Here is a 24898-nt window from a genome sequence, read left to right on the forward strand (position 1 = left end):
ACGAGCCCTGCGGGGCGTGAACCCCATGACCCGGCACGTCCTGATCCTCGGCGGGACGACGGAGGGGCGGGCGCTGGCCGCCGCACTCGCCGAGCTGCCGTCCCTGCGGGTCACCAGTTCGCTGGCCGGCCGGGTCGCCCAACCCCGGCTGCCCGCCGGAGAGGTGAGGATCGGCGGCTTCGGCGGCCCCGAGGGGCTGGCCGACTGGCTGCGCGGCGAACGGGTCGACGCGGTCGTCGACGCCACCCACCCGTTCGCCGCCGGGATGTCCCGCAACGCGGCCCTCGCGGCGGCGGCCACCGGCGTACCGCTGCTGGTGCTACGCCGCCCCGGCTTCACACCCGTCGCCGGGGACCGCTGGCTCCCCGTCCCCTCGCTCGCCGCCGCGGCCGAACTCCTGCCCGGCCTCGGGCGACGGGTCTTCCTCACCACCGGGCGACAGGGCATCGCCACCTTCGCCCACCTCGACGGGGTCCACTTCCTCGCCCGGTCAGTCGACCCGCCCGAGCCCCCGTTGCCACCGTCCTTCGAAGTCCTGCTGGACCGGGGGCCGTTCACGCTCGACGGCGAACGGGCACTCCTGCGCGAGCACCGCATCGACGTCGTGGTCACCAAGGACAGCGGCGGCGCCGCGACCGCACCCAAACTCACCGCCGCACGCGAACTCCACCTGCCCGTGGTCATCGTGCGGCGTCCGCCGGTCCCGGACGGCGTACCGGTGGCCCCGGACGTACCGGGCGCGGTGCGGTGGTTGCAGCACCTGCGCTAGAACGGCGGGTCGGGTCGGCCGAACCAACCGGGCCCGGGCGGACCGACCGGGCCGACCGGGCCGACCGGGCCGACCGGGCCGACCGGGCCGACCGGGCCGCGAGAAATTACCGGGCGGGTTTCGGCGCCGCACCGGCAGGATGGGCCGATGGCAGACGATCACCGCACCATGACCCTGCGCACGGCCGACGAACGGGCCACCCTGGCCAGCTTCCTGGACTACCAGCGCGACACGCTCGCGTTGAAGTGCGCCGACCTCACCCCCGAACAGCTCCGCACCCGGGCCCTCGAACCCTCCGGTCTCTCCCTGCTCGGGCTGGTCCGCCACCTCGCCGAGGTGGAGCGCAGCTGGTTCCGCAACGTCCTCAACGACGAGGCCAAGCCCGCCTTCTGGAAGAACCCCGACGGCTCCTTCGCCGAGTTCGACGCCGACACCGCCGACCCGGACGAGGCCTTCGCGGTCTGGCGCCGCGAGTGCGACCACGCCCGGCAACTCGTCGCGGCCACCGAGTCGTTGGACGTTCTGGGGCACTACGGCGAGGAGGTCTTCTCGCTGCGCTGGATCCTCACCCACATGATCGAGGAGTACGCCCGCCACAACGGCCACGCCGACCTCCTGCGCGAACACCTCGACGGCACCACCGGCGAGTAGCCGAAACGGCCGACCAGCCCCAACGCGTGGGGCCGGTCGGCCATCCGACTGCCATTCAGATCCGGATCGGATCAGATGTCGCGGAAGGTCTCGATCTGCGCGCCGATGGAGTTGAGGCGCTCGGCGAGGTCCTCGTAGCCGCGGTTGATGACGTAGACGTTGCGCAGGACGGAGGTGCCCTGGGCGGCGAGCATCGCGAGGAGGATGACGACCGCGGGGCGGAGCGCCGGCGGGCACATCATCTCGGCGGCGCGCCAGCGGGTGGGGCCCTGGACCAGGACGCGGTGCGGGTCGAGGAGCTTGACGTCGGCGCCGAGGCGGGTCAGCTCGGTGAGGTAGATCGCACGGTTGTCGTAGACCCAGTCGTGGATCATCGTGGTGCCGTGGGCGGCCGCGGCGATGGCCGCGAAGAACGGCACGTTGTCGATGTTGATGCCGGGGAACGGCATCGGGTGGATGGTGTCGATCGGCGCGGTCAGCTTGGACGGGCGCACGGTGAGGTCGACCAGGCGGGTGTGGCCGTTGTGGGCCCGGTACTCGGGGGTCCGGTCGTAGTCGAGGCCCATCCCCTCCAGCACCGCGAGTTCGATCTCCAGGAACTCGATCGGCACCCGGCGGATCGTCAGCTCGGAGGAGGTGACGACGGCGGCGGCGAGCAGGCTCATCGCCTCCACCGGGTCCTCGGCCGGGGTGTAGTCGACGTCGCAGGTGATCTCCGGGACGCCGTGGACGGTGAGGGTGGTGGTGCCGATGCCCTCGATCCGCACGCCCAGCTTCTCCAGGAAGAAGCACAGGTCCTGGACCATGTAGTTGGGCGAGGCGTTGCGGATGACGCTGACGCCGTCGTGCCGGGCGGCGGCCAGCAGGGCGTTCTCGGTGACGGTGTCCCCGCGCTCGGTCAGCACGATCGGACGGTCCAGCGGGGTGCCCGGCTCGACCGAGGCGTGGTAGGCGCCGCCGGTGGTGGCGACCTCCAGCCCGAAGCGGCGCAGCGCGGTCAGGTGCGGCTCGACGGTGCGGGTGCCGAGGTCGCAGCCGCCCGCGTACGGGATGGCGAAGCGGCTGGCGCGGTGCATCAGCGGGCCGAGGAACATCAGCACGCTGCGGGTGCGGCGGGCCGCCTCGACGTCCATCGCCGCGAGGTCGAGCTCGGCGGGCGGGGTGAGTTCGAGGTCGCGGCCGTCGTTGGTCCAGCGGCTCTTGACGCCGATGCTGGTGAGCACCTCGAGGATGCGGTAGACCTCTTCGATCCGGGCGACGCTGCGCAGCGTGGTGCGTCCGGTGGTCAGCAGTGAGGCGCAGAGGATCGCGACGCAGGCGTTCTTGCTGCTGCGGACGTCGATGGCGCCGGAGAGTCGGGTGCCGCCGGCGACCCGCAGGTGCATCGGGCCGGAGTAGCCGAGGGAGACAATCTCGCTGTCGAGGGCTTCGCCGATGCGCGCGATCATCTCAAGGCTGACGTTCTGCTTGCCCTGCTCGATGCGGTTGACCGCGCTCTGGCTGGTGCCGAGGGCCTCGCCGAGCTGCGCCTGGGACCAGCCGCGGTGCTGGCGGGCGGTACGGATGAGGGTGCCGATACGGGTGAGGTAGTCGCCTGTCACTCGCCAGACCATATCTCATGGTTGAGATGACAACAGAACCGGGGGTGGGCGTGACACTCCTTTTGTCCGTTTCTCACCCCGTATGAACGTCAGATCTTCACATCACCAGGCGGTATTGCCGCGATTCTGTGAGAGCGTCACGGCCCGAGCGGCTCCGCCCGGCCGACGACGGTGCCCGCGCGGTCGATGCAGATGACGTCCACCGCCACCGGCGAGCCGACCAGCACGCCGAGCGCCGTCGCCCGCGCCGCCTCGGCGACCAGATCGCCCAGCGGCACCCCGGCCGCCCGGCACAACTGCACCGCCTCCAACCCGGTGTTGGCGGCGGCCACCGCCTCGGCCAACACCCCGTCGGCCCCGCCGCGCCGCGCCAGTTCTGCCAGGTACCCCTTGTCCACCTGGGAGCGCGCCGAGTGCAGGTCGAGGTGACCGGCGGCGAGCTTGGACAGCTTGGCGAAGCCGCCCGCGATCGTCAGCCGGGGCACCGGGTGGCGCTTGAGGTACTTGAGGACGGCGCCCGCGAAGTCGCCCATGTCGAGCAGCGCGTCCTCGGGCAGTCCGTGCACGGCGACGGCGACCTTCTCGGAGGTCGAGCCGGTACAGCCGGCCACGTGGGTGCGGCCCGCCGCCCGGGCCACGTCCACGCCGCGGCGGATGGAGTCGATCCAGGCGGAGCAGGAGTAGGGGACGACGATGCCGGTGGTGCCGAGGATGGACAGGCCCCCGAGGATGCCCAGCCGTGGATTCCAGGTGGAACGGGCGATCTCCTCGCCGTGGTCCACGGAGATCTCGACCACCACGTCCCCGCTGCCGCCGTGCGCGGCGGCCACCTCCGCCACGGCGTCGCGGATCATCTGCCGGGGCACCGGGTTGATCGCGGGCTCGCCGACGGGCAGCGGCAGGCCCGCCTTGGTGACCGTCCCCACCCCCGGTCCGGCCCGGAACACCACTCCGGCGCCGGGCTCGCCGGCCCGCACCGTCGAGCGGATCAGCGCGCCGTGGGTGACGTCGGGATCGTCGCCGGCGTCCTTGACCACGGCGGCCATCGCGCTCGCCGGCCCGGGCGGGACGGCGGCTCGACCCCCGGCCGCGAGGACCCCGGCGGCCAGTCCCCCGGCCCTGGGGGCGAGTTCCTCGGCGGTGAGTTCCTCGACGGCGAGCTCCTCGGCGGCGAGGGCGAAGGCCGGCTGCTGGCCCTTGGGGAGGGTGATGGTCACCGGGTCCGGGAACTCGCCGGTGAGCAGCGCGGTGTACGCGGCCTTGGTGGCGGCGGTGGCGCAGGCGCCCGTGGTCCAGCCGTGCCGCAGGCCGCTGCTCTTCAGCTGGCCGGCCCGGCCCCCGGCTTCGGCTCCGGCTTCGGCTCCGGCCTCGGCTCCCGCTTCGGCTCCCGCTTTGGCCACCTGCGTCTCGCTTCCGACTCCGTTGAGGTGCGGCCGCACCGACCGTCGGTACCGATTTTCCCCCATTCGCCTGACCGCGCCCCGACCGGGGGCGGTCAGCAGGGCCCCGCGACCCGGTGTCCGAGTCGGGGAGCGGCCGCTGCCCCGCGTTCCCGAAGAGTTCTCCGCACGGGCCTCGCACCTCGCGCCTACCAGTGAGTAATCTGGCGGTCCGCCAGAGGCGGGTTCATGACACGGGGTCCGGTGTCCGGGTTGTCCGGCCGGGCCATCAGCATGTGGGGGTTCTTGTGGCAGGGATGAGTCGGCGTACGTTCCTCACCGGTACGTCGGTGGCCGCCGCCTGGTCGGCCTTGTCGCTGGGCGGCGGGCAGTTCGCCTCGGCGGCGGAGCGCGAGCGCGCACTGGCGGCCACCGCCGCGCGGGCGGTCAGGACGACGGGCACCACGCTCGACCAGGTGGCCACGCCCGTCGGCACCGGCGGGTACAAGCGGCTGACGGCCGGGCCGGGCTGGCCGCTGGTGGTGCGCGGCGACCTGGCGGCGCCGGGCACCGGGCGGGACGACCGGCGGACCGGGCTGGCCAGCTTCGTCCAGTTCAGCGACCTGCACCTGGTGGACACCGAGTCCCCGGTGCGATTCGAGTACCTGGCCCGGTTCAACGGCAGCGCGTACCGGCCGCAGGAGGCCCTGAACGCCCGCGGCGTCTCGGCCCTCGTCGAGCGGGTCAACGCGCTCGACGGCGGCCCCTACACCGGGATGCCGTTCAGCATGGTGATGGCCACCGGCGACAACACCGACAACCACGAGCAGGCCGAACTCGACTGGTACCTCACCGTCATGGGCGGCGGCCGACTCGCCCAGAACACCGGCGACCCGAACCGCTACGAAGGCGTGCAGAACTCGGGCAACGCCGCCTACTGGAACCCCGAACTCGCCTACAGCGACGGCTACAAGGCGAAGGGCTTCCCGCAGATACCGGGCTTCCTCGACGCCGCAGGCCGGCCGTTCGACGCGCCGGGCCTGCGTACGCCCTGGTACACGACGGTCGGCAACCACGACGACAGCCTTGAGGGTTCGCTGCCGGACCTCGGGCTACTGAACGACCTCTACACCGGCCAGTACAAGCTGGAGGGCTGCAACGACGCGGACGCGGCCCAGCTGATGGACTCGCTGCGCCGCGACCCGGCCGACGCCGCGCTCCTGCTCGCGAAGCTGCTCGCGAGCGGCGACGCGGTGCGCCGGATCACCCCGGACGAGCGCCGACGGCCGTTCACGCTCAAGGAGTTCGCCAAGGCCCACCTGAACCCGGCGCACACCGGCGCCGGCCCGTACGGGCACGGTTTCACCTCGGACATGGTGGGCAGCGGCAAGCTCTACTACGCCTTCCGCATCTCGGAGAAGGTGGTCGGCATCAGCCTGGACACCACCAACCAGGCCGGATTCGCGGACGGTTCGCTGGGCACCGCGCAACTGCGCTGGCTGGAGCAGCAGTTGAAGGCGCACAGCGGGCACTGGTACGACACCGACGGACGCAAGGTGACGGGCGGCAGCACGGACGAGGTGATCCTCCTGTTCAGCCACCACACGAGCACCACCATGGGCAACCTGCTGCCCGACCCGCGCAACATCTTCGAGAAGCGGCACGACGGCAACGAACTGGTGGCGCTGCTCCAGCGCTACCCGAACGTGATCGCGTGGGTGAACGGGCACACCCACATGAACAAGGTCACGGCGCACGGCCACGCCGTGCCGGAGCGGGCGTTCTGGGAGATCAACACCGCCTCGCACATCGACTACCCGCAGCACGGGCGCATCATCGAGATCGCGGACAACGGGGACGGCACGCTCTCCCTGTTCACGACGCTGATCGAGTCCTCCGCACCGTACGGCACGGACTTCGACAGCACCTCTGACGCCAACCTCGCCGCGCTGTACCGCGAACTGTCGTACAACGACCCGAACGGCCGGCCGGCGGCGCTGCTGGGCGCGGGCGAGGACCACAACACGGAGCTGGTGATCACCAAGCCGACCCGGTGACGGAGGCGGCGGCGAACAAGTAACAGAAAACAGATGACAGCTAACGGATGATGAAATCTGCTAGCTGTCATCTGTCAGTCGTCGCCCGTTACTCCTCCGGGTACCGCCGCGGCGTCCAGACGACCTCCACGCCGCCGCCCCGCTCGACCGCCCGGGTCTGCGAGGAGCCGATCAGCAGGATCGTCCGCATGTCGACCAGCGCCGGATCCAGCTCGCCCAACCGGACGATCCGCACGCGCTCGGTCGGCCCGCCGACGTCGCGCGCCATCACCACCGGCGTCTCGGGCGCGCGGTACTCCAGCAGCAGGTCCCGGGCGAGGGCGACCTGCGTGGTGCGCGACTTCGAGCCCGGGTTGTAGAGCGCGAGCACCAGGTCCGCCTCGGCCGCCGCGCGCAGCCTGCGGGCCACCACGTCCCAGGGCTTGAGCCGGTCCGACAGCGACACCACCGCGTAGTCGTGCCCGAGCGGGGCGCCGGCCCGGGAGGCGGCCGCGTGGGCCGCGGTCATCCCCGGGACGATCCGCACCGGGACGTCCCGGTAGGCCTCCTCGCAGGCGACCTCCAGGACGGCGGTGGCCATCGCGAAGACGCCCGGGTCGCCCGAGGACACCACCGCGACCTTGTGCCCGCGGCGGGCCAGTTCGAGGGCGTACTCGGCGCGCTCCGACTCCACCTTGTTGTCCGAAGCGTGCCGCCGCTGCCCCGGCCGCTCGGGCACCCGGTCCAGGTAGGTGGTGTAGCCGACCAGGTCGGTCGCCTCGGCCAGGACGCCGCGCGCCTCGGGGGTGAGCCAGAGCGGCCCGGCCGGACCGGTGCCGATGACGGCCACCGCGCCGGCACCGTCCGTCCGCCGCTCCACCGGCTCCAGCGGCGCGACCTTGCTCGGCAGCACCGCCACCGAGAAGTACGGGACGGTCTCGCCCTCGACCTCCGCGAGCGGCAGGATGCGCTCCCCGTCCATGAACGCGCGCTCGACGTACTGCGCGTCGTCGAGCCGTCCGGCCCGCTCCAGCGCCCGCCGGACGGCCGGGAAGGTGCGCCCCAGTTTCATGATCACGGCGGAGTCGGCGGCGGCGATCCGCGCCGTCAGCTCCTCCTCGGGCAGCGTGCCCGGGATGACGGTGAGCGTCTCCTCGGCCTCGGTCAGCGGCTGGCCGAGCCGGGCGGCCGCGGCGCTGACGGAGGTCACACCCGGCACCACCTCGGTCGGGTAGCGGTGCGCGAGCCGCTTGTGCATGTGCTGGTACGAGCCGTAGAACAGCGGGTCGCCCTCGGCGAGGACCACGACGTCGCGGCCGGCGTCCAGGTGGGCGGCCAGCCGGGCGGCGGCCTCCTCGTAGAAGTCGTCCAGCGCGCCCCGGTAGCCGCCCGGGTGGTCGGTGGTCTCGACCGTGATCGGGTAGACCAGCTTCTCCTCTACCTGACCACCCGTCAGATAGCGCTCGGCGATCGAACGGGCGATGGACCGGCCATGCCGGGCACTGTGGTAGGCCACCACGTCGGCCTTGCCGATGAGTTCGGCCGCCCGGACGGTCACCAGCGACGGGTCGCCGGGGCCGAGCCCGACGCCGTAGAGCCGGCCGACACCAGGGGTCTGACGATCCGTCACTCTTCTTCGCTCGCAATCGCGTTGACGGCGGCGGCGGCGATCGCGCTGCCACCGCGCCGGCCGCGCACCACCAGGTGCTCCAGGCCGGACGGGTGCTCGGCCAGGGCCTGCTTGGATTCGGCGGCGCCGATGAAGCCGACCGGGACGCCGATCACCGCGGCCGGGCGCGGCGCACCGGCCTCGATCATCTCCAGCAGCCGGAACAGCGAGGTCGGCGCGTTGCCGACGGCCACCACCGCGCCCTCCAGCCGGTGCAGCCACAGTTCCATGGCGGCGGCGCTACGGGTGTTGCCCATCTTCCGGGCGAGTTCCGGCACGGACGGGTCGGTGAGGGTGCACACGACCTCGTTGTCGGCGGGCAGCCGCTTGCGGGTGACGCCGCTCGCCACCATGTTCACGTCGCACAGGATCGGCGCCCCGGCCCGCAGCGCCGCGCGTGCGGAGGCGACCACGCCCGGCGAGTACACCAGGTCCTCGACCAGGTCGACCATCCCGCAGGCGTGGATCATCCGCACCGCGACCTGGGAGACGTCCGCCGGGAGGGCGGCCAGGTCGGCCTCCGCACGGATGGTGGCAAAGGACTGGCGGTAGATGGACGCGCCGTCCTTCTCGTACTCGATCACTTCGTGGTCCTCCTGGCCTCGGCGACCGCCTCGGCCATCTCCTCGTTCGTCACGTCCACGGCCGCCCCGGCGGACGCCGGACCGTTCACCGTCACCCGGTAGCCCTGCCCGGTGGCGAGCACGTCCACCCACCGCCCGGCCGGATGACCGCAGCGCCGTTCACACCCCGACCAGTGCACCGGGAGACCGGCGGTCGGAAGGCCCATAACCGGCGGGCTCCCGGCGACGGCCGCCGCATCGAGCGCCCGCGCCGCGTCGGCCCGGACGTCGGCCCGCGAGTTGGCGCACCCCGGCAGCCCGGTGCAGGCGGTGGCCCGCTCCCAGGGCGAGCCGGGCGCGGTCCGGAACCCGGCCGCCGCCAGCGCGGGCAGCCGGTCGGCCGGCGCCCCCGGCAGCACCGCGCCGCGCCAGGGCGTCAGCCGGATCTCCCCGGCGCAGGCGCCCGCGAGTTCCCGCCACTGCGCGGCACCGGCCCGGCCGAAGCGCATGCCCACCGACAGCCCGCCCGCCACGGCCCCGCCCGCCACCGTGGCGAGCGGGCCGACCGTCCGGACCGCACCGGCCGTAGGGACCACGCCGACCGCGGGCGCGGCCCCGGCGAAAGCGGGCACCGGCACGGGCCCGGCCGGCAGCAGCTCGGGGACCTCGCGCAGGTGCCAGGCCTTGCGCCCGCTCTCCCGCAGCACGTCCAGGAAGGTCCGGGCCGCGTCGAGCACGGCCGTCACCTCCTGCCCCGCCGGCACCGGACGCCCGTGGGCGGCCCGTCCGAGGCGCAGCAGCGCCGACCCGTCCGGGCCTGCGATCAATGTCACATCGGCGTCGAACGCGGCGACGTCGCCCCGCCCGTCGTCCAGCGCGAACAGGAACTTGCCGGAGAGTCCGGCCGCCCAGTCGCTCGCACACAGCCGCGCGTCCAGCTCCCGCACCCAGGCCTGCACGTCGGCGAAGCCGTGTCCGTCGAGCCCGGCGAGCGGGGAGGTCACGATGTTGCGGACCCGTTCGTGCGTGTCCGAGGGCAGCAGGCCGACGGCGCGCAGCCGTTCGGCGAGTTCGGCCCCGCAGTGCGAAGCCAGGCCGCGGAGTTGGACGTTGCCGCGGGAGGTGGTCTCCAGTTCGCCGTCGCCGAGCGCCTCGGCGGCGTCGGCCAGCGCCAGCGCCTGACGGACCGTCAGCAGGCCGCCGGGCAGGCGGACCCGGGCCAGGGCGCCGTCGTCGGCCGGGTGTAGACGAAGGGCCCCTGGGCAGGCGTCCGCGCGCCCTCGGTCGGGCACCGCGGCGCCCGGCGCGGTGGCGTCGGGTGTCGGTGGCATGGCCGCGAGCATACAGATGATCCGATCGGTTGCCTTTGTCCGTCGCCTCACACCCCGGGCGCTCCGGGCGGCCTCCCCGGGATCGCCCTCCCCCAGGTCAGCCGCACCCCGTACGATGCTGGCGGACGGTCCCCGCGGGCCGTCCGCACGCCAGCGACGGCGCAGGGGAGGAAACCGGTGCAAGCCCGGTGCGGTCCCGCCACTGTGACCGCGGTTCACCGGGAGACCGGAGGGCCGCGGGAGCCAGGAACTCCTGCCGTCCTCCACCGGCCCGGGGCGCGGACCCCGAGGAAGGCTCGAAGAGCAATGCGCTGCCGCATGCCCGCGCCCGGGTCCCCGGGCGCCTCACGCCCGCCCGACTCCGGGCGCTTCGCCGACGCCTCGGCGCTCCTTCGGTCGCCGGCCACGCGCCGTCGCTCGCTTTCGTCCGCCAGATGCCACGCGCCTTCGTCCGCCGCGCACCACGCGTTTTCGTCCGTCGCTCGTCACTCGTCACTTTCCACGCCGGCGCGCCCTTCGGCTCGGGGCGGCTCCGAGGCCGGGAGGGCCTTCGCATGATCCTGCTGCTGTCGACGTCCGACACCGACCTGCTCAGTGCCCGCGCCGCCGAGGGCCCGGTCCGCTACCGGCTCGGCAACCCGGCCCGGCTCACCCCCGAGGACCTGCCCGCGCTGCTGGAGGGCACCGACCTCGTCGTGGTCCGCCTGCTCGGCGGTCGCCGCGCCTGGCAGGAGGGCCTGGACACGCTGCTGGCCGGCCCCCGCCCGGTGATCGTGCTGACCGGTGAACAGGCCCCCGACGCCCAGCTGATGGAGCTGTCCACCGTCCCGGCCGGCATCGCCGCCGAGGCGCACGCCTACCTCGCGCACGGCGGCGCCGCCAACCTCGCCGAGCTGGCCGCCTTCCTCTCCGACACCGTGCTGCTGACCGGCCACGGCTTCGCCCCGCCCGCCTCCGCCCCGGCCTGGGGGCCGCTGGAGCGCGAAGCCCGTACGCAGGACGGCCCGACGGTCGCGGTGCTCTACTACCGCGCCCACCACATGAGCGGCAACACCGCCTTCGTCGAGACGCTCTGCCGGGCGATCGAGGACCAGGGCGCGCAGGCCAGGGCCTACTACTGCGCCTCGCTGCGCGGCGCCGAGCCCGAACTGCTGGCCGCGCTCGGCGAGGCCGACGCGCTCGTCACCACCGTGCTCGCCGCCGGCGGCACCCGCCCGGCGGACGCGCAGGCCGGCGGCGACGAGGAGGCCTGGGACGCGGGCGCGCTCGCCGCCCTGGACCGGCCGATCCTCCAGGCGCTCTGCCTCACCTGGTCGCGCGCCCAGTGGGAGGCCAGCGACGACGGCCTGTCCCCGCTGGACACCGCCACCCAGATCGCGGTGCCGGAGTTCGACGGCCGGCTGATCAGCGTCCCGTTCTCCTTCAAGGAGCTGGACGAGGACGGCCTCACCGTCTACGCCGCCGACCCGGAGCGCGCCGCCCGGGTGGCCGGCACCGCCGTCAAGCACGCCCGGCTGCGGCACATCCCGGCCGCCGAGCGCCGCCTCGCGCTCGTGCTGTCCGCCTACCCGACCAAGCACGCCCGGGTCGGCAACGCCGTCGGCCTGGACACCCCGGCCAGCGCGATCCGCCTGCTGAACCGGCTGCGCGCGGAGGGCATGGACCTGGGTTCGGACCTCCCCGGGGTGGACGGAACGAACGGGGACGGCCACGACGGCTCCCACGACGCGTCCTCCGACGGCTCCCGCAAGGGCTCCCACGACGCGTCCCAGGACTCCTCGCTCGACGCCTCCCACGAGGGCGACGCCCTGATCCACGCCCTGATCGCCGCCGGCGGCTACGACCAGGACTGGCTCACCGAGGACCAGCTGGCCCGCAACCCGGTGCGCATCCCCGCCGCCGACTACCGCCGCTGGTACGCCACGCTCCCCCAGGCGCTGCGCGAGCAGGTCGAGGAGCACTGGGGCCCGGCCCCCGGCGAGCTCTACGTCGACCGCTCGCAGAACCCGGACGGCGACATCGTGCTGGCCGCGATCCGCTCCGGGAACCTGCTCGTCCTGATCCAGCCGCCGCGCGGCTTCGGCGAGAACCCCGTCGCCATCTACCACGACCCCGACCTGCCGCCGAGCCACCACTACCTGGCCGCCTACCGCTGGATCGAGGTCGCGCAGGCCGACGGCGGGTTCGGCGCGCACGCCGTCATCCACCTCGGCAAGCACGGAAACCTGGAGTGGCTGCCCGGCAAGACCGCCGCGCTGTCCGCCGAGTGCGGCCCGGACGCCGTCCTGGGCGATCTGCCGCTGATCTACCCGTTCCTGGTCAACGACCCGGGCGAGGGCACCCAGGCCAAGCGCCGCGCCCACGCCACCCTGGTCGACCACCTCGTCCCGCCGATGGCCCGCGCCGACTCCTACGGCGACATCGCCCGCCTGGAGCAGCTGCTGGACGAGCACTCCAACATCGCCGCGATGGACCCGGCCAAGCTGCCCGCGATCCGCGCGCAGATCTGGACCCTCATCCAGGCCGCCAAGCTGGACCACGACCTCGGCCTGGACGAGCGCCCCGAGGACGACGGCTTCGACGACTTCCTGCTGCACGTCGACGGCTGGCTGTGCGAGATCAAGGACGCCCAGATCCGCGACGGCCTGCACGTCCTCGGCCAGGCGCCGGCCGGCACCGACCGGGTCAACATCGTGCTCGCCATCCTGCGCGCCCGCCAGATCTGGGGCGGTGTCAGCGCGCTGCCGGGCCTGCGCGAGGCGCTCGGGCTGGACGAGGCCGCGCTCACCCTCGGGGCCACCGACGCCGCCGAGGCCCAGGCCCGCGCCCTGGTCGAGGCCATGGAGGCGCAGGACTGGGCGGTCGAGGCGGTGGAGAAGGTCGCCGCCGGGCTGCCGGAGGCCGTCCACGAGGTGCTGACCTTCGCCGCCACCCAGGTGGTGCCGCGACTGGCCGCCACCACCGACGAGCTGGACGCCGTGCTGCACGCGCTGCGCGGCGGCTTCGTCCCGGCCGGGCCGTCCGGCTCGCCGCTGCGCGGCCTGGTCAACGTGCTGCCGACCGGCCGCAACTTCTACTCCGTCGACCCGAAGGCCGTCCCGAGCAAGCTCGCCTGGGAGACCGGCCAGGCGCTCGCCACCTCGCTGGTCGAGCGGTACACCGCCGACAACGACGGCGACTACCCGCCCTCGGTCGGGCTGTCGCTGTGGGGCACCAGCGCGATGCGCACCGCCGGCGACGACATCGCCGAGGCCTTCGCCCTGCTCGGCGTCCGCCCGGTCTGGGACGACGCCTCGCGCCGGGTCACCGGCCTGGAGCCGATCACCCTCGCCGAGCTGGGCCGCCCGCGCATCGACGTGACGCTGCGCATCTCCGGCTTCTTCCGCGACGCCTTCCCGCACGTGGTCGCCCTGCTGGACGACGCGGTGCGCCTGGCCGCCGCCCAGGAGGAGCCCGCGGAGCAGAACTTCGTACGCGCCCACGTCCAGGCCGACCTCGCGGTGCACGGCGACGAGCGCAAGGCCACCGTCCGCGTCTTCGGCTCCCGCCCGGGCACCTACGGCGCGGGCCTGCTCCAGCTGATCGACAGCCGGGACTGGCGCACCGACGCCGACCTGGCCGAGGTGTACACGGTCTGGGGCGGCTACGCCTACGGCCGCGGGCTGGACGGGCGGCCGGCCCGCGAGGAGATGGAGACCGCGTACAAGCGCATCACCGTCGCCGCGAAGAACACCGACACCCGCGAGCACGACATCGCCGACTCGGACGACTACTTCCAGTACCACGGCGGCATGGTGGCCACCGTCCGGGCGCTCACCGGCAAGGCGCCGACCGCCTACATCGGCGACTCGACCCGCCCGGAGACGGTCCGCACCCGGACGCTGACCGAGGAGGCCGCCCGCGTCTTCCGCGCCCGGGTGGTCAACCCGCGCTGGATCGAGGCGATGCGCCGGCACGGGTACAAGGGCGCGTTCGAGATGGCCGCGACGGTGGACTACCTGTTCGGCTACGACGCCACGACGGGCGTGGTCGCGGACTGGATGTACGAGAAGCTCACCCAGGAGTACGTGCTCGACCCGGTCAACCGGGAGTTCCTGACCGGCGCCAACCCGTGGGCGCTGCACGGGATCAGCGAGCGGCTGCTGGAGGCGGCCAGCCGCGGGCTGTGGGAGCAGCCCGACCCGGAGCTGATCGCGCAGTTGCAGGCCGCGTTCCTGGAGACCGAGGGGGACCTGGAGGGCGACGAGGGCTGAGTCACGGGGGTGGCCACCAGTGTTCCCGTAGCCCATTCGGGTGACAGGAACACTGGTGGCGTAGTCCGTCCAAGCGGACAATACGGGGCATGCCCCGCCGCCTCGCCCTCACCAGCCCCGCCCGGCGCACGCCGCACTCCTCGCACCCCGATCACCCCGGGCACTCCGGACACTCCTCGAATCCCGGGCACCCCCGGCGCCCCGAACCTCCCGGGCACCCCGAACACGGCGGGCACCCCGGAAACGGCGGCCACCCGCAGGCGCGCCCGCACCGCTACCGCGCGCGGTTCGGTGCCCTGGCGGCCGGGGCCGTACCGGTGCTCGCCTTCCCGGCGCCGGGGCAGGCCTGGCTGGCATGGGTCGCGCTCGTCCCCGGGATGCTGCTGATGCAGCGCGCGCCCGGCGGGCGGGAGGCGGCGGTGCGCGGGTGGTGGTTCGGGGCGGGCTTCATCCTGACCGCGATGTACTGGCTGGTCCCGTCCATCGGGCCGGGACTACCGGTGCTCGCCGTGCTGTTCGGGGCGCTCCAGGGCGGCTTCGGGTACGCCGTCCACCGGCTGCTGCACCCGCCACTGACCGGCCGTCGGGCACTGCTCGCGCTGCTCGTCGTCCCGGCGGTCTGGGTGACCACCGAGTACGCGCGCTCCTGGGACGCGCTCGGCGGGCCGTGGGCGCTGCTCGGCGCCACCCAGTGGCAGCACCCGGCGATCCTCGGGCTGGCCTCGACCGGCGGGATCTGGCTGGTCAGCGCGGCCGTCGCGGCCGCCAACACCGGGGTGCTGATCGTCCTGACCGCCGTGCACCGGCGGCCGCGCGCCCTCGCGGCGCTGACCACCGTCCTGGTCCTGGCCGCCGGCCCGCTGCTGTTCGCGCTGCGCGACGCCCCCGCCCCGGCCGGGGCGGTCACCGTCGCGCTGGTCCAGCCCGGCATCGTGGACGACCCGCAGGCCCGGTTCGAGGCCAGCGCCCGGGCCACCGCCGCGCTCGGCGGGCAGCCGGTGGACCTGGTCGTCTGGGGCGAGAGCAGCACCACCGCCGACCTCGACCGCGACCCGGCCGCGCTCGACCGGCTGCGCCAACTCTCCACCGTCACGGGGGCCCAGATCATCGCCGGGGAGGACGCCCGCAAGGCGGACGGGCGGATCTCCAAGGACGCGGTGCTGGTCTCCCCCGCGGGCGTGCTGGACCGCTACCGCAAGATCCGGCTGGTGCCCTTCGGCGAGTACATCCCGCTGCGGCCGGTGCTCGGCTGGATCGCCGGCGTCAGCCGGGCGGCCGGCGAGAACCGGGCGCCCGGCACCGCCTTCCACGTCCTGCCGGCCACCGACCGGGCCGGCGGGCCGCTGCCGGTCGGCGCGCTGATCTGCTTCGAGTCGGCCTTCCCCGACCTGGCCCGCACCGCCGCGCGGGACGGCGCCCGGGTGCTGGTCTACCAGTCCTCCACCTCGACCTTCCAGCACACCTGGGCACCCGAACAGCACGTCTCGCTGGCGGCGATCCGGGCCGCCGAGACGGGCCGGCCGGCCGTGCAGGCCTCGCTGACCGGGGTGTCGGCGGCCTTCGACGCGCAGGGCCGCGAGCTCGCCCGGCTCGGTACCGACGGCACCGGAGCGCTGACCGTCCGACTGCCGCTCACCGAGCCCGGGACGCTGACCTGGTACGACCGGATCGGCGACGTGGTGCCGATCGGCGCGCTGCTCGTCACGGCGGGCGCGACGGCGGCGGCGTGGCGCTCCAGCCGCAGTCGGCGCCCGGCGTGAGGGCGGCGGGGTCCTCGGCAGGGGCGTGGGCAGGGGCGTGGGCAGGGGCGTGGCCTCCGGCGGGTCAGCCCTCGGTGCCGGCCAGGTAGACGCCGAACGACGCGCCCTGCGGGTCGCGCAGCACGGCGATCCGGGGGCCGCCCGGCACGTCGGTGGCCGCCATCAGCACGTCCGCGCCGAGGCCGCTCGCCCGGGCGACGGTGTTGTCGACGTCGGCGACCGAGAAGTACGGCAGCCAGTGCGGCGGCACCTGCGGCGGAAAGCGGTCGTCCATCACCAGCATGCCGCCGAAGTCATCGCCGCCCAGGCCCCACTGGGTGTACTGCTCGGACAGGCTGACGGACCAGCCGAAGACCGCCGGGTAGAAGGCGGTCGCACCGGCCGGGTCGCGGGTGAGCAGTTCCACCCAGCCGAGCGAGCCCGGCTCGTTGAACACACCGGCGCCCGCGAACGCGCGGGCCTGCCAGAGCAGGAAGACCGCGCCGGAGCTGTCCCCGACCACCGCGAAGCGGCCGAGGTCGGACGCGTCGGTGGGCTCCTTCAGGACCTTGCCGCCGGCGTCCTCGACCTTCGCGACCGTGGCGTCGGTGTCGGTGACCGCGAAGCAGGTCGACCAGGCGATGGGCTGCTGCGGCGCGAACCGCGGGCTGACGGCGGCCGCCGGGGCGTCGCCGAGGAACATCTGGGTGTAGCCGTTGGCCTCGGGGCGCACATCGGCCTCGGCCCGCCAGCCGAACAACTCGCTGTAGAAGGTGCTGGCGGCGGCCGGGTCGGAGGTGCCCAGCTCGACCCAGCAGGGGCCGCCGATGGTCACGGAGTTCTGCTTCATGGCTTCTTCTCTCGACTTCTTCTCTCGGTTCTCGATCTCTCGGTCTTCACTGACTGATCGTCACTCTTGATTCGCGTCAAGCGACTTCGATGACCACCTTGCCGCTGGCGTGGCCGGACTCGACGAAGGCGAGCGCCTCGGCGGCCCGGGCCAGCGGGTAGCGGCCGGTGATGTGCGGGTCCAGCTCACCGGCGGCGACCAGGGCCGCCAGCGCGGACAGGGTCTCGGACGTCGTCGAGCGGGTGATGTAGCGGCCGCCGAGTTCCGCCACGGTGGCCGGGTCGGCGGTGCTGACCAGTTCCGTACGGTCCGTGCGCACGGGGGCGGCGGCCCGCAGGGCGTCGCCGCCGACCAGGTCGAGGATGCCGTCGACGCCGTCGGGCGCCGCGGCCGCGATCCGTTCGGCGACGCCGTCGCCGTAGCGGACCGGCACCGCCCCGAGGGACTCCACGTACGCGTGATTGGCGTCGCTCGCGGTGCCGAGAACGGTCAGGCCGCGACTGCGGGCGATCTGGGCGGCCGCGCTGCCGACACCGCCGGCGATGCCGAGGATCAGCAGCGTCCGGCCGGCGCCGAGGCCGAGGTCACGGACGGCGTCGTCCGCGGTGGCCGCCGACACGGGCAGGACGGCGGCCTGGTCGAAGCCGACACCCTCGGGTTTGAGGGCACTCAACTCGGCGAGCATCAGCGTCTGTTCGGCGTAGGCACCGGCGGCCGCGAGGCCGAACACCTCATCGCCCGGGGTGAACCCGGTGACCCCGGGGCCGACTTGCAGGACCACGCCCGAGGCCTCCTGGCCCATGACGGCGGGGAGTTCGCGCTCCCGGCCGAGCAGGCCCGTGCGGATCTTCCAGTCCACCGGGTTCACCCCGGCCGCACCGACCGCGATCGCCAGTTGCCCGGGGCCGGGCTCCAGCGCCGGGCGGTCCAGGAACTCCTGTGTCTCCGGCCCGCCGTAGTCGACGAAGCCGAATGCCTTGGCCATCGGTGATCCCACTCCTCGGGTAGCGGCTGCGATCCCCCGTCCTCCCCCGCCCCAGCATGCGGGCGGGGGAGGACGGGTGCGGGCGCTGCTGGGCCGAACGGGGGCGGGCGGGGCGGCGGGCGGCGGCAGTGGGCGTTGGCGGGCATTGGCGGGCGAACAAAAAACAGATGACAGATAACAGATTTCGAAATCTGTTATCTGTCATCTGTTTTTTGTCAGTTGTCAGCTGTCAACGGCCGTCCGTCAGCGCGGCGCCCGTGCCACCGGGATCCACAGCTGGGCTTCCGCCTGGCCGTCCGGCAGGAACCGGGTACGCAGGATCTCCGGCCCCGGCCGGAACTCGTACGGATTGGACGGGAACCACTGCGTGAAGACGTCCCGCCACATCTCCTGGAGGGCCTTCGGGAAGGTCCCGGTGTTGGAGAAGGCCGCCCAGGTCCCCGCCGGCACCTCCCGAACGTCCAGGCCGTCCGGGACGACGGTGCCCGCGTCCGCCACCACCGCGTGGTAGTAGTCGAGTTCGACACCCTCTTCGCGGCTCTCCGAGAAGAACTCGGTGACCGAGAGGATGCCTTCCGGCTCACGGCCCGAGAGCGCCGAGATCCGGTCGACGGTCTCCTGGCCGAGCCCCTTGATGAACGAGGCGATGGCCGGGTTCACCCCCTCGTGCACCAGCGGGACCCGAGCCCGCCGACCGATGATCCGGAAGTCCGGCTGCTCGATGATCCGGTATTCCATACTGCTGCTTCCCTCCACGACGAGTCGGAAGGACATCCGGGGTTGGGACTTGAGCACCGCGCCCTCGCGCCGGGCCTCACCGGGCCCGACCCCGTGCATCGCCCGGAACGCCCGGGCGAACGCCTCCCCCGAGGTGTAGCCGTACCGGATCGCGACCTCCAGCAACGTCCGCTCCCCGCCGAGGACTTCGGCCCCGGCGACGGTCAACCGCCGGCGCCGGACGTAGTCCGACAGCGGCATCCCGGAGAGCATCGAGAACAGCCGCCGGAAGTGGTACTCCGACGTCATCGCGATCCGGGCCAGCTCGGCGACCTCGACCTCCTGGTCCAGGTTCCGTTCGATGTGATCCATCGCCCGGTTCAGGTGTTCCAGCACTCCGACCCCGTCCTTCCCTTACTGATCACCACCGTAGGAAGGACCCACCCTGCCGCACCCGACAATCGGTGCCCGATCCGGTCGGGTACCGATCGCCGGGTGGCGGGCGGCAGGGCTCAGATCAGGCCCTGGGCCAGCATCGCGTCCCCGACCAGCTCGAAGCCGGCGATGTTCGCGCCCACCACGTAGTCGCCCGGGTGGCCGTAGCGCTCGGCGGTGGTGAAGCAGGAGTCGTGGATGTGCTTCATGATCCCGGCCAGCCGCTCCTCGGTGCGGGCGAAGGTCCAGGAGTCGCGCGAGGCGTTCTGCTGCATCTCCAGGGCGCTGGTGGCGACGCCGCCCGCGTTCGCCGCCTTGCCCGGGCCGAAGGCCACCCCGGCTTCCTGGAACACCCGGACCGCCTCCGGGGTGGTGGGCATGTTGGCCCCCTCGGCGACCGCCAGCACCCCGCCCCGCACCAGGGCCAGCGCGTCCGTCTCGGTCAGCTCGTTCTGGGTGGCGCAGGGCAGCGCGACGTCGCAGGGCACGCTCCACACGCCCGGGCCCTCGACGAACCGGACGTGACTGCCGCGCAGTTCGGCGTAGTCGGCGACCCGGCCGCGCCGGACCTCCTTGACCTCCTTGAGGAGCGCGAGGTCGATGCCCTTCTCGTCCACCACGTAGCCGGTGGAGTCGGAGCAGGTGAGCACGGTCGCGCCGAGCTGCTGCGCCTTCTCGATCGCGTAGATGGCGACGTTGCCGGAGCCGGAGACGACGACCCGGCGCCCGTCCAGGCTCTCGCCGCGGCTGTGCAGCATCTCGGCGGTGAACAGCACGCAGCCGTAGCCGGTCGCCTCGGTCCTGGCCTGCGCGCCGCCCCAGCCGAGGCCCTTGCCGGTGAGCACGCCGGTCTCGTAGCGGTTGGTGATCCGCTTGTACTGGCCGAACAGGTAGCCGATCTCCCGGCCGCCGACGCCGATGTCCCCGGCGGGGACATCGGTGTGCTCGCCGAGGTGGCGGTACAGCTCGGTCATGAAGGACTGGCAGAACCGCATGACCTCGGCGTCCGAGCGGCCCTTGGGGTCGAAGTCGGAGCCGCCCTTGCCACCGCCGATCGACAGCCCGGTGAGCGCGTTCTTGAAGATCTGCTCGAAGCCGAGGAACTTGACGATGCCGAGGTTCACCGAGGGGTGGAAGCGCAGCCCGCCCTTGTACGGGCCGAGGACGCTGCTGAACTCCACCCGGAAGCCCCGGTTCACGTGGATGTCGCCGGAGTCGTCCGTCCACGGCACCCGGAACATGAGCTGCCGCTCGGGTTCGCAGATCCGCTCGATGATCCGGGCGTCGACGAACTCGGGACGGCGGGCGAGCACCGGCCCGAGGGTCTCCAGGACCTCGTGGACCGCCTGGTGGAACTCCGTCTCACCCCTGTTCCGGCGGACCACGTCCGCGTAGAGCGCCTCGATCACGCGCTGCTCGGCGTCGAAGGAGGTCGGGGAGGTGGCGGCGGGAGGGGTTGTGGGCATCTGATCAGGACCTTCCGTGGTCGTCGGTGCTCGTTCGCGAGGCATTCCCGTGCCCAGGAAACGGGGGAATCCTCGCAGTGTCCACAGTCCGGCTCCCGACGCATCCACATGCTGAAACCCCCACGCCTCGCGGACCGTACGATCCACCAGCGCCCTCGCGTCCGCACGGAGCCCGGCTGAACCACGGTCCGTAGTCGCATCGGGCACGGGCGGTATTTAGTTGTTCAAATTGGAACTACCGAGTACGGTCATCGACATCCGCTCCACCCCGGGCCACCCGGTCCGCCCCTCTCGACCCCATCGGTTCGTCGGTTCGCCGACCCATCTCCTCATCGACGGAGGCCCACCCATGCCGCAGCCCGGTCCCGCCACGGTGCGCTCGCGTGTGCGCATCCCGCTGACCTTCTCCGACGGCTACCGCGCCGAGGCGGAGGCCCTCACCTTCCACGACCTCGCCGACGGCGCCGAACACCTGGCGCTCGCGTTCGGCGAGGTGCCGGAGGGCGGGACGCCACTGGTGCGCCTGCACTCGGAGTGCCTGACCGGCGACGTCTTCGGCTCGGACCGCTGCGACTGCGGCCCGCAGCTGCGCGAGTCGGTCGAGCGGATCACCGAGGCCGGCGGCTACCTGCTGTACCTGCGGCAGGAGGGCCGGGGCATCGGGCTCTACAACAAGCTGGAGGCCTACTCCTTGCAGGACTCCGGATTGGACACGTACGACGCCAACACGGCGCTCGGCCTGCCCGAGGACGGCCGGGACTACACCGCCGCCGCCCAGATGCTCACCACCCTCGGCGCCACCGGCATCGACCTGCTGAGCAACAACCCGGACAAGGCGCAGCAGCTGGCCGACCTCGGGATCACCGTGCGGCGGCGGGTGCCGACCGGCGTGCATCTGTCCGCGAGCAACGTGCGCTACCTGCGGGCGAAGGTGGAGCGGACCGGGCACTCGATCGAACTGTCCCGGCTGGTCGGCTGAGCCGGATGACGGCCGGACCGGATGACGGCCGGACCGTCAGCCGTCAGCCGTCCACCCCCGCACCCGCCCCCCGCGCCCGGACCGTGCGCAGCACCCCGTACGCCGCGAGCGGGAGCGCGACCAGCAGCGCGGCCCAGAACGCGCCGTGCCCCCAGAACTCCGCGACGGCCGCGAGCTGCCCCTTGAACACCGGGATCCGCAGCGCCTCGACCGGGCCGAGCGGTCCGGGCCAGGCGCCGAGCACCAGGGTGGCGGGGATCCAGCAGCCGAGGAGCGCCCGGGCGGTACCCGGCGTCCCCAGGGTGCTCGCGAGGGAGACGACGGCCAGCAGGACGACGAACCCGGACTGGTAGGCCGCGCCGGTCCGGCCGGTCCCCCAGGAGTCCGGCGTCGGGTGGTGCCCGGTGGCCGCCAGCCGCACCTCGACCGCCGCCCACAGCAGCAGGGCCAGCACACAGGTGCTCCCGAGCGCGAAGAGCACGCGGTCACGGGCGCCCACGGGGCCCGTCCGCCACTGCTTGCCGTCCCACCGTGCCGCCGCGCCCCGCCCGGCGAGCCGCCGCCAGGCCTCCCGCACCTGCCGCCGGGCCTCGTGCGCGGGCTTCAGCAACCGGTCCGCAGCGCGCTCGATCAGCGCGAACGACGCCACGATCGCCGCCACCGCCGCGAAGCCGGCCCAACTGCCCATCCCGCCCTCGAACATGACCACCCGCTCAGCCACCGGTCTCGGCATCTCCAGGCCCGTCATCGGCGGTCCGAGCCGCAGGTAGCCGATGGCGAAGGCCCCGACGCCGGTCAGGGCCGCCGTGCCGAGGCCGACCCGGGCGGGGAAGAAGGCCAGGACGGCGGCGGCGACCAGTGCCGCCCCCAGTTGGCCGACCACCTGCTGGGCCGCGTGCTCGCCGGCCTTCTTCAACGGCCCGCCGAAGGCGCCGTCCGGCGAGATCCTGAGCTGGACCCCGGCCTCGACGGGGTAGCGGAACACCGCCCCCGCCCACAGCAGCAACCCGAGCGCGAGGAACAGCAGCAGCACGGCGCCCGCCCGGCGCGGCAGGCCGGTCCGGGCGTGCGGCCACCACGCCCGCAGCCGGGCCGCCCAGTCCACCGGCGTCCGTCCACGCCCGCCCTGCCACAGCCGCCCCAGCCACCGGTCCCGGCCGGCCCGGCTCTCCCGCCCGGCCCCGCCCTCCCGGCCATCCGCGTCGTCGGGCCGCTCGCCCCGGCCCCGGCCGCGCGGGCGCAGCGTCTCGGCGGCGACCAGGGCCGCGCGCCCGGCGTCGTCCCCCGGGTCGGCGCCCACCGCCCGCCGCCGCAACGCCGACCAGCGGCGCCGGACCGCCTCCGGCGCGGCGGTCGGGTCCGGCGCGGGCCGGCGCACCGCGGCGCGTACGGCCGTGCGGATCCCGGAGCCGGCGGCCAGGGCCGCGTCCACCACCACCGCCGCGACGAGGGCGGCGAGCTCCGCCATCCGTTCGGGCAGCGGCAGCCGGTGCAGGGCGGTGGGCAGCGGCGAGAGCCGGCCGAGCAGCCGGTCGCGCTCCTCGGGGCGCACGCTCAGCCACACCACCAGCCGGTGTGCCTCCTCGCGCTCCTGCGGGCTGAGCCCGTCGCCGCCCCGCCGGCCGCCGCCGACGGTGCGGGCGGCACGGTCCACTTCGGCCAGGACGTCCGGGAGCCGGGCCAGGGCGAGCAGTCGGGAGCAGTGTTCGCCGGAGCACTCAGGGTGGAAGCAGTCGTAGCGGGCGGCGACGGCCGGGGCGCCGCCCCGGACCAGCGCGTCGATGAACACGGCGCCGTCCGGTTCGGTGGCGATGCGTTCCAGCCCGGGGGTGTCGATCGGGCGGTCGAGGTAGTAGGGGGTGGCGGAGGGGGCGAAGGCGGCGCCGAAGGCGAGCACCGCGAGGGCTCCCGCCGCGTCGCGGCGGGAGCCGGGCGCCCGGGCGACGTCGGTCAGGTGGTGCAGGTCGAAGATGTTGTCCTGGACGTCGTCGCGCAGCCAGTCGCGCAGCCGCTCCGCTCCCCCGGCGGAGAGCCAGCGGGCCGCGTCGCCGGAGCGCCTGAGCAGGACCTCGGCGAGCTTGGCCGGATCGGTGAAGGGGGAGCCGAGGAAGGTGATCGGCCGGTGGGTGCGGCCGGTGTCGGCCCGGGTCTGTCGCCGGACCACCGCGGGGCTGCCGCCGGCCAGCCAGCTGCGGACCTGCGGGGCGGTCCAGCGGTCCTCCGGGTTCTTGGTGAACAGCCCTTGGAGGAGCAGCAGTTGGCGGGGGTCGGCGAGGGCGGAGAGGTCGACCTCGTCCCCCAGGACCAGTTCCAGTTGCAGCACCTCGTCGCTGATCAGCAGGCCGTCCGCGCCGAGGAAGCGGGGGCGGCCGGTGAACAGCTCGTACAGGACGTTGCCGAGCGCCCACCAGGGCCCGGCCTCGTGATTGCGGCCGGCCAGGAGCTCGGGGGCCATGTACGGGATGGTGACGATCGTCTCGGGCGTGAAGCGGCGGCTGGCGGTGAGCCGGGCGACGCCGCCGAAGTCGGCTATCACGAACTCCCCGGGCGCGCGGCCGGGGCGGACCAGCACGTTGGCCGGCTTGAAGTCCAGCGGGTTGCGCTCGATCCGCCGTTGCCAGAAGTCGAGCAGGGCGACGAGCTCGTAGACGATCCGCTCGGCCTCCCGCGGGTCGGTGTACCGGCCGCGCTCGCGCAGTTCGGCGAAGTGGTCGGCGAGGGTGACCGGCAGGTACTCCATGGCCACCCAGTCGAGTTCGGCGCCGTGGTGGCCGACCCGCCCGAAGTCGACGATGTGCGGGACGTGGCGGCGGTAGTCGTCGTTGCGCAGGTAGCCGAGCAGGTCGGCGTCCATGGACTGGCCGGCGGCCGTCACCTTCACCGCGGCCTCGCCGCCGCCGTCGGTGCGCCGGACGTGCCAGACGGTGCCCTCGGTGCCGGAGCCGGCCACGCCGAGCGGGTCGAAGCGGCCGCGCAGGGCGTCCGGGAAAGCGCCCGCGAACCGTCCGCCGGTGGGCCCCGCACCCTCCGGCGCCCCGCCCGCCGATATCCCACCCCCTGACACCCCGCCCACGGGGCCCTCGCCCCTCCGGCTGGGCCCGGGGCCGACGTTGTCGGCCCAGCCGGGGGCGGCGGCGCGCCCGGTGCCCGCGCGCCGCTGGACCTTGGTCGGCGCCTCCGGGTCGACCCGCTCCGGCGCGGCCCGCTGGACCCTGGTCGGCGCCTCCGGGTCGAAGCGGGCCCCGCCGTCCGGCTCCCGCCCGGTCGCGGCGTCGGGGTCCGTCCGGGTGCGCGGGACGGCGCCGAGCCGGGACGGCCGGTCCGGCACGACACCGAGGCGCCGCCCCCACGGCCGCCGGTCCGCCCTGGTCGGGGGCTCGGGCCGGACCCCGGGGCCGCTCTCCGGCCAGGGGCCTCGTCGGTCGTCGTCGGCCGGGCCGGCGTCCTCCGGTGTGGCCATGGCGGCGCTCTCCTC

16 protein-coding genes and 1 riboswitch are annotated in these 24898 nt (G+C 73.9%); of the genes, 6 read left to right on the forward strand and 10 right to left on the reverse strand.

Annotated elements, in window-relative coordinates; translation table 11 throughout:
- Positions 1-25 precede the first annotated feature (25 nt).
- Together AB0O82_RS00005 and AB0O82_RS00010 are read left to right on the forward strand one after the other, a co-directional pair.
- The gene (locus AB0O82_RS00005; RefSeq protein ID WP_363579650.1) at positions 26-769 is read left to right on the forward strand and encodes a cobalt-precorrin-6A reductase; all 744 of its coding nucleotides are present in this window, start codon (positions 26-28) and stop codon (positions 767-769) included.
- Positions 770-916: 147 nt separating this feature from the next.
- Positions 917-1420 carry a DinB family protein gene (locus AB0O82_RS00010; protein WP_363579105.1) on the forward strand — a complete coding sequence of 168 codons (504 nt, stop codon included), beginning with the start codon at positions 917-919 and terminating at the stop codon, positions 1418-1420.
- Positions 1421-1491: 71 nt separating this feature from the next.
- Here AB0O82_RS00010 and AB0O82_RS00015 read toward each other — a convergent pair whose 3' ends face one another.
- Both AB0O82_RS00015 and AB0O82_RS00020 read right to left on the reverse strand, forming a co-directional pair.
- Positions 1492-3021 (reverse strand): UDP-N-acetylglucosamine 1-carboxyvinyltransferase, encoded by a 1530-nt coding sequence (locus AB0O82_RS00015; protein WP_363579107.1) that lies wholly within the window; start codon positions 3019-3021, stop codon positions 1492-1494.
- 137 nt (positions 3022-3158) lie between these two features.
- Positions 3159-4421: a cobalt-precorrin-5B (C(1))-methyltransferase gene (locus AB0O82_RS00020; RefSeq protein WP_363579109.1), complete on the reverse strand. Its 1263-nt coding sequence runs from the start codon at positions 4419-4421 to the stop codon at positions 3159-3161.
- A gap of 296 nt (positions 4422-4717) precedes the next feature.
- On the opposite strand from AB0O82_RS00020, the gene AB0O82_RS00025 reads away from it, so the two are divergent.
- Entirely contained in the window at positions 4718-6457 is a 1740-nt protein-coding gene (locus AB0O82_RS00025) for a TIGR03767 family metallophosphoesterase (RefSeq protein WP_363579111.1), read from the forward strand.
- Between the two features lie 88 nt (positions 6458-6545).
- On the opposite strand, the gene AB0O82_RS00030 is transcribed toward AB0O82_RS00025, so the two are convergent.
- Genes AB0O82_RS00030 through AB0O82_RS00040 form a run of 3 tightly spaced genes read right to left on the reverse strand, consistent with a single transcriptional unit; the run spans position 6546 to position 9999 of the window.
- Positions 6546-8066 (reverse strand): precorrin-2 C(20)-methyltransferase, encoded by a 1521-nt coding sequence (locus AB0O82_RS00030; RefSeq protein WP_363579113.1) that lies wholly within the window; start codon positions 8064-8066, stop codon positions 6546-6548.
- Positions 8063-8689 (reverse strand): precorrin-8X methylmutase, encoded by a 627-nt coding sequence (locus tag AB0O82_RS00035; protein WP_363579115.1) that lies wholly within the window; start codon positions 8687-8689, stop codon positions 8063-8065. The genes AB0O82_RS00030 and AB0O82_RS00035 overlap by 4 nt, the downstream gene beginning before the upstream one ends.
- Positions 8686-9999, reverse strand: coding sequence for a hypothetical protein (locus AB0O82_RS00040; RefSeq protein ID WP_363579117.1), 1314 nt, complete (start codon positions 9997-9999; stop codon positions 8686-8688). Before AB0O82_RS00040 ends, AB0O82_RS00035 begins: the two co-directional genes overlap by 4 nt.
- Positions 10000-10166: 167 nt before the next feature.
- Positions 10167-10252: riboswitch (cobalamin riboswitch) on the forward strand.
- A gap of 301 nt (positions 10253-10553) precedes the next feature.
- Between AB0O82_RS00040 and cobN the strand changes: the two genes are divergently transcribed.
- A complete protein-coding gene (cobN, locus tag AB0O82_RS00045) occupies positions 10554-14252 on the forward strand; it encodes a cobaltochelatase subunit CobN (RefSeq protein WP_363579119.1) in 3699 nt (1232 codons plus the stop codon).
- A gap of 89 nt (positions 14253-14341) precedes the next feature.
- Entirely contained in the window at positions 14342-16012 is a 1671-nt protein-coding gene (gene lnt / locus AB0O82_RS00050; RefSeq protein WP_363579121.1) for an apolipoprotein N-acyltransferase, read from the forward strand.
- A 64-nt stretch (positions 16013-16076) separates the two neighbouring features.
- Here lnt and AB0O82_RS00055 read toward each other — a convergent pair whose 3' ends face one another.
- The 4 genes from AB0O82_RS00055 to gdhA all read right to left on the reverse strand — a co-directional run bounded on the left by AB0O82_RS00055 (position 16077) and on the right by gdhA (position 20444).
- Positions 16077-16841, reverse strand: coding sequence for a VOC family protein (locus AB0O82_RS00055; RefSeq protein ID WP_363579123.1), 765 nt, complete (start codon positions 16839-16841; stop codon positions 16077-16079).
- Between the two features lie 76 nt (positions 16842-16917).
- Complete coding sequence (locus tag AB0O82_RS00060) at positions 16918-17826, reverse strand: NADP-dependent oxidoreductase (protein ID WP_363579125.1); 909 nt, start codon at positions 17824-17826, stop codon at positions 16918-16920.
- Between the two features lie 243 nt (positions 17827-18069).
- Positions 18070-18939 (reverse strand): AraC family transcriptional regulator, encoded by an 870-nt coding sequence (locus AB0O82_RS00065; protein ID WP_363579127.1) that lies wholly within the window; start codon positions 18937-18939, stop codon positions 18070-18072.
- Between the two features lie 116 nt (positions 18940-19055).
- The gene (gene gdhA, locus AB0O82_RS00070) at positions 19056-20444 is read right to left on the reverse strand and encodes an NADP-specific glutamate dehydrogenase (protein ID WP_363579129.1); all 1389 of its coding nucleotides are present in this window, start codon (positions 20442-20444) and stop codon (positions 19056-19058) included.
- Between the two features lie 349 nt (positions 20445-20793).
- On the opposite strand from gdhA, the gene ribA reads away from it, so the two are divergent.
- Positions 20794-21423: a GTP cyclohydrolase II gene (gene ribA / locus AB0O82_RS00075; RefSeq protein WP_363579131.1), complete on the forward strand. Its 630-nt coding sequence runs from the start codon at positions 20794-20796 to the stop codon at positions 21421-21423.
- A gap of 43 nt (positions 21424-21466) precedes the next feature.
- On the opposite strand, the gene AB0O82_RS00080 is transcribed toward ribA, so the two are convergent.
- Entirely contained in the window at positions 21467-24883 is a 3417-nt protein-coding gene (locus AB0O82_RS00080) for a hypothetical protein (protein ID WP_363579133.1), read from the reverse strand.
- Positions 24884-24898 lie beyond the last annotated feature (15 nt).

The sequence above is a fragment of the Kitasatospora sp. NPDC088264 genome, assembly GCF_040685715.1.
GTDB lineage: Bacteria > Actinomycetota > Actinomycetes > Streptomycetales > Streptomycetaceae > Kitasatospora.

Coding starts and splice junctions, on each gene's coding strand:
- AB0O82_RS00080 (WP_363579133.1), bottom strand. CDS start 24,883: ATGGCCACACCGGAGGACGCCGGCCCGGCCGACGACGACCGACGAGGC.
- ribA (WP_363579131.1), top strand. CDS start 20,794: ATGCCGCAGCCCGGTCCCGCCACGGTGCGCTCGCGTGTGCGCATCCCG.
- AB0O82_RS00010 (WP_363579105.1), top strand. CDS start 917: ATGGCAGACGATCACCGCACCATGACCCTGCGCACGGCCGACGAACGG.
- AB0O82_RS00005 (WP_363579650.1), top strand. CDS start 26: ATGACCCGGCACGTCCTGATCCTCGGCGGGACGACGGAGGGGCGGGCG.
- AB0O82_RS00025 (WP_363579111.1), top strand. CDS start 4,718: ATGAGTCGGCGTACGTTCCTCACCGGTACGTCGGTGGCCGCCGCCTGG.
- gdhA (WP_363579129.1), bottom strand. CDS start 20,444: ATGCCCACAACCCCTCCCGCCGCCACCTCCCCGACCTCCTTCGACGCC.
- AB0O82_RS00060 (WP_363579125.1), bottom strand. CDS start 17,826: ATGGCCAAGGCATTCGGCTTCGTCGACTACGGCGGGCCGGAGACACAG.
- AB0O82_RS00055 (WP_363579123.1), bottom strand. CDS start 16,841: ATGAAGCAGAACTCCGTGACCATCGGCGGCCCCTGCTGGGTCGAGCTG.
- AB0O82_RS00040 (WP_363579117.1), bottom strand. CDS start 9,999: ATGCCACCGACACCCGACGCCACCGCGCCGGGCGCCGCGGTGCCCGAC.
- cobN (WP_363579119.1), top strand. CDS start 10,554: ATGATCCTGCTGCTGTCGACGTCCGACACCGACCTGCTCAGTGCCCGC.
- lnt (WP_363579121.1), top strand. CDS start 14,342: ATGCCCCGCCGCCTCGCCCTCACCAGCCCCGCCCGGCGCACGCCGCAC.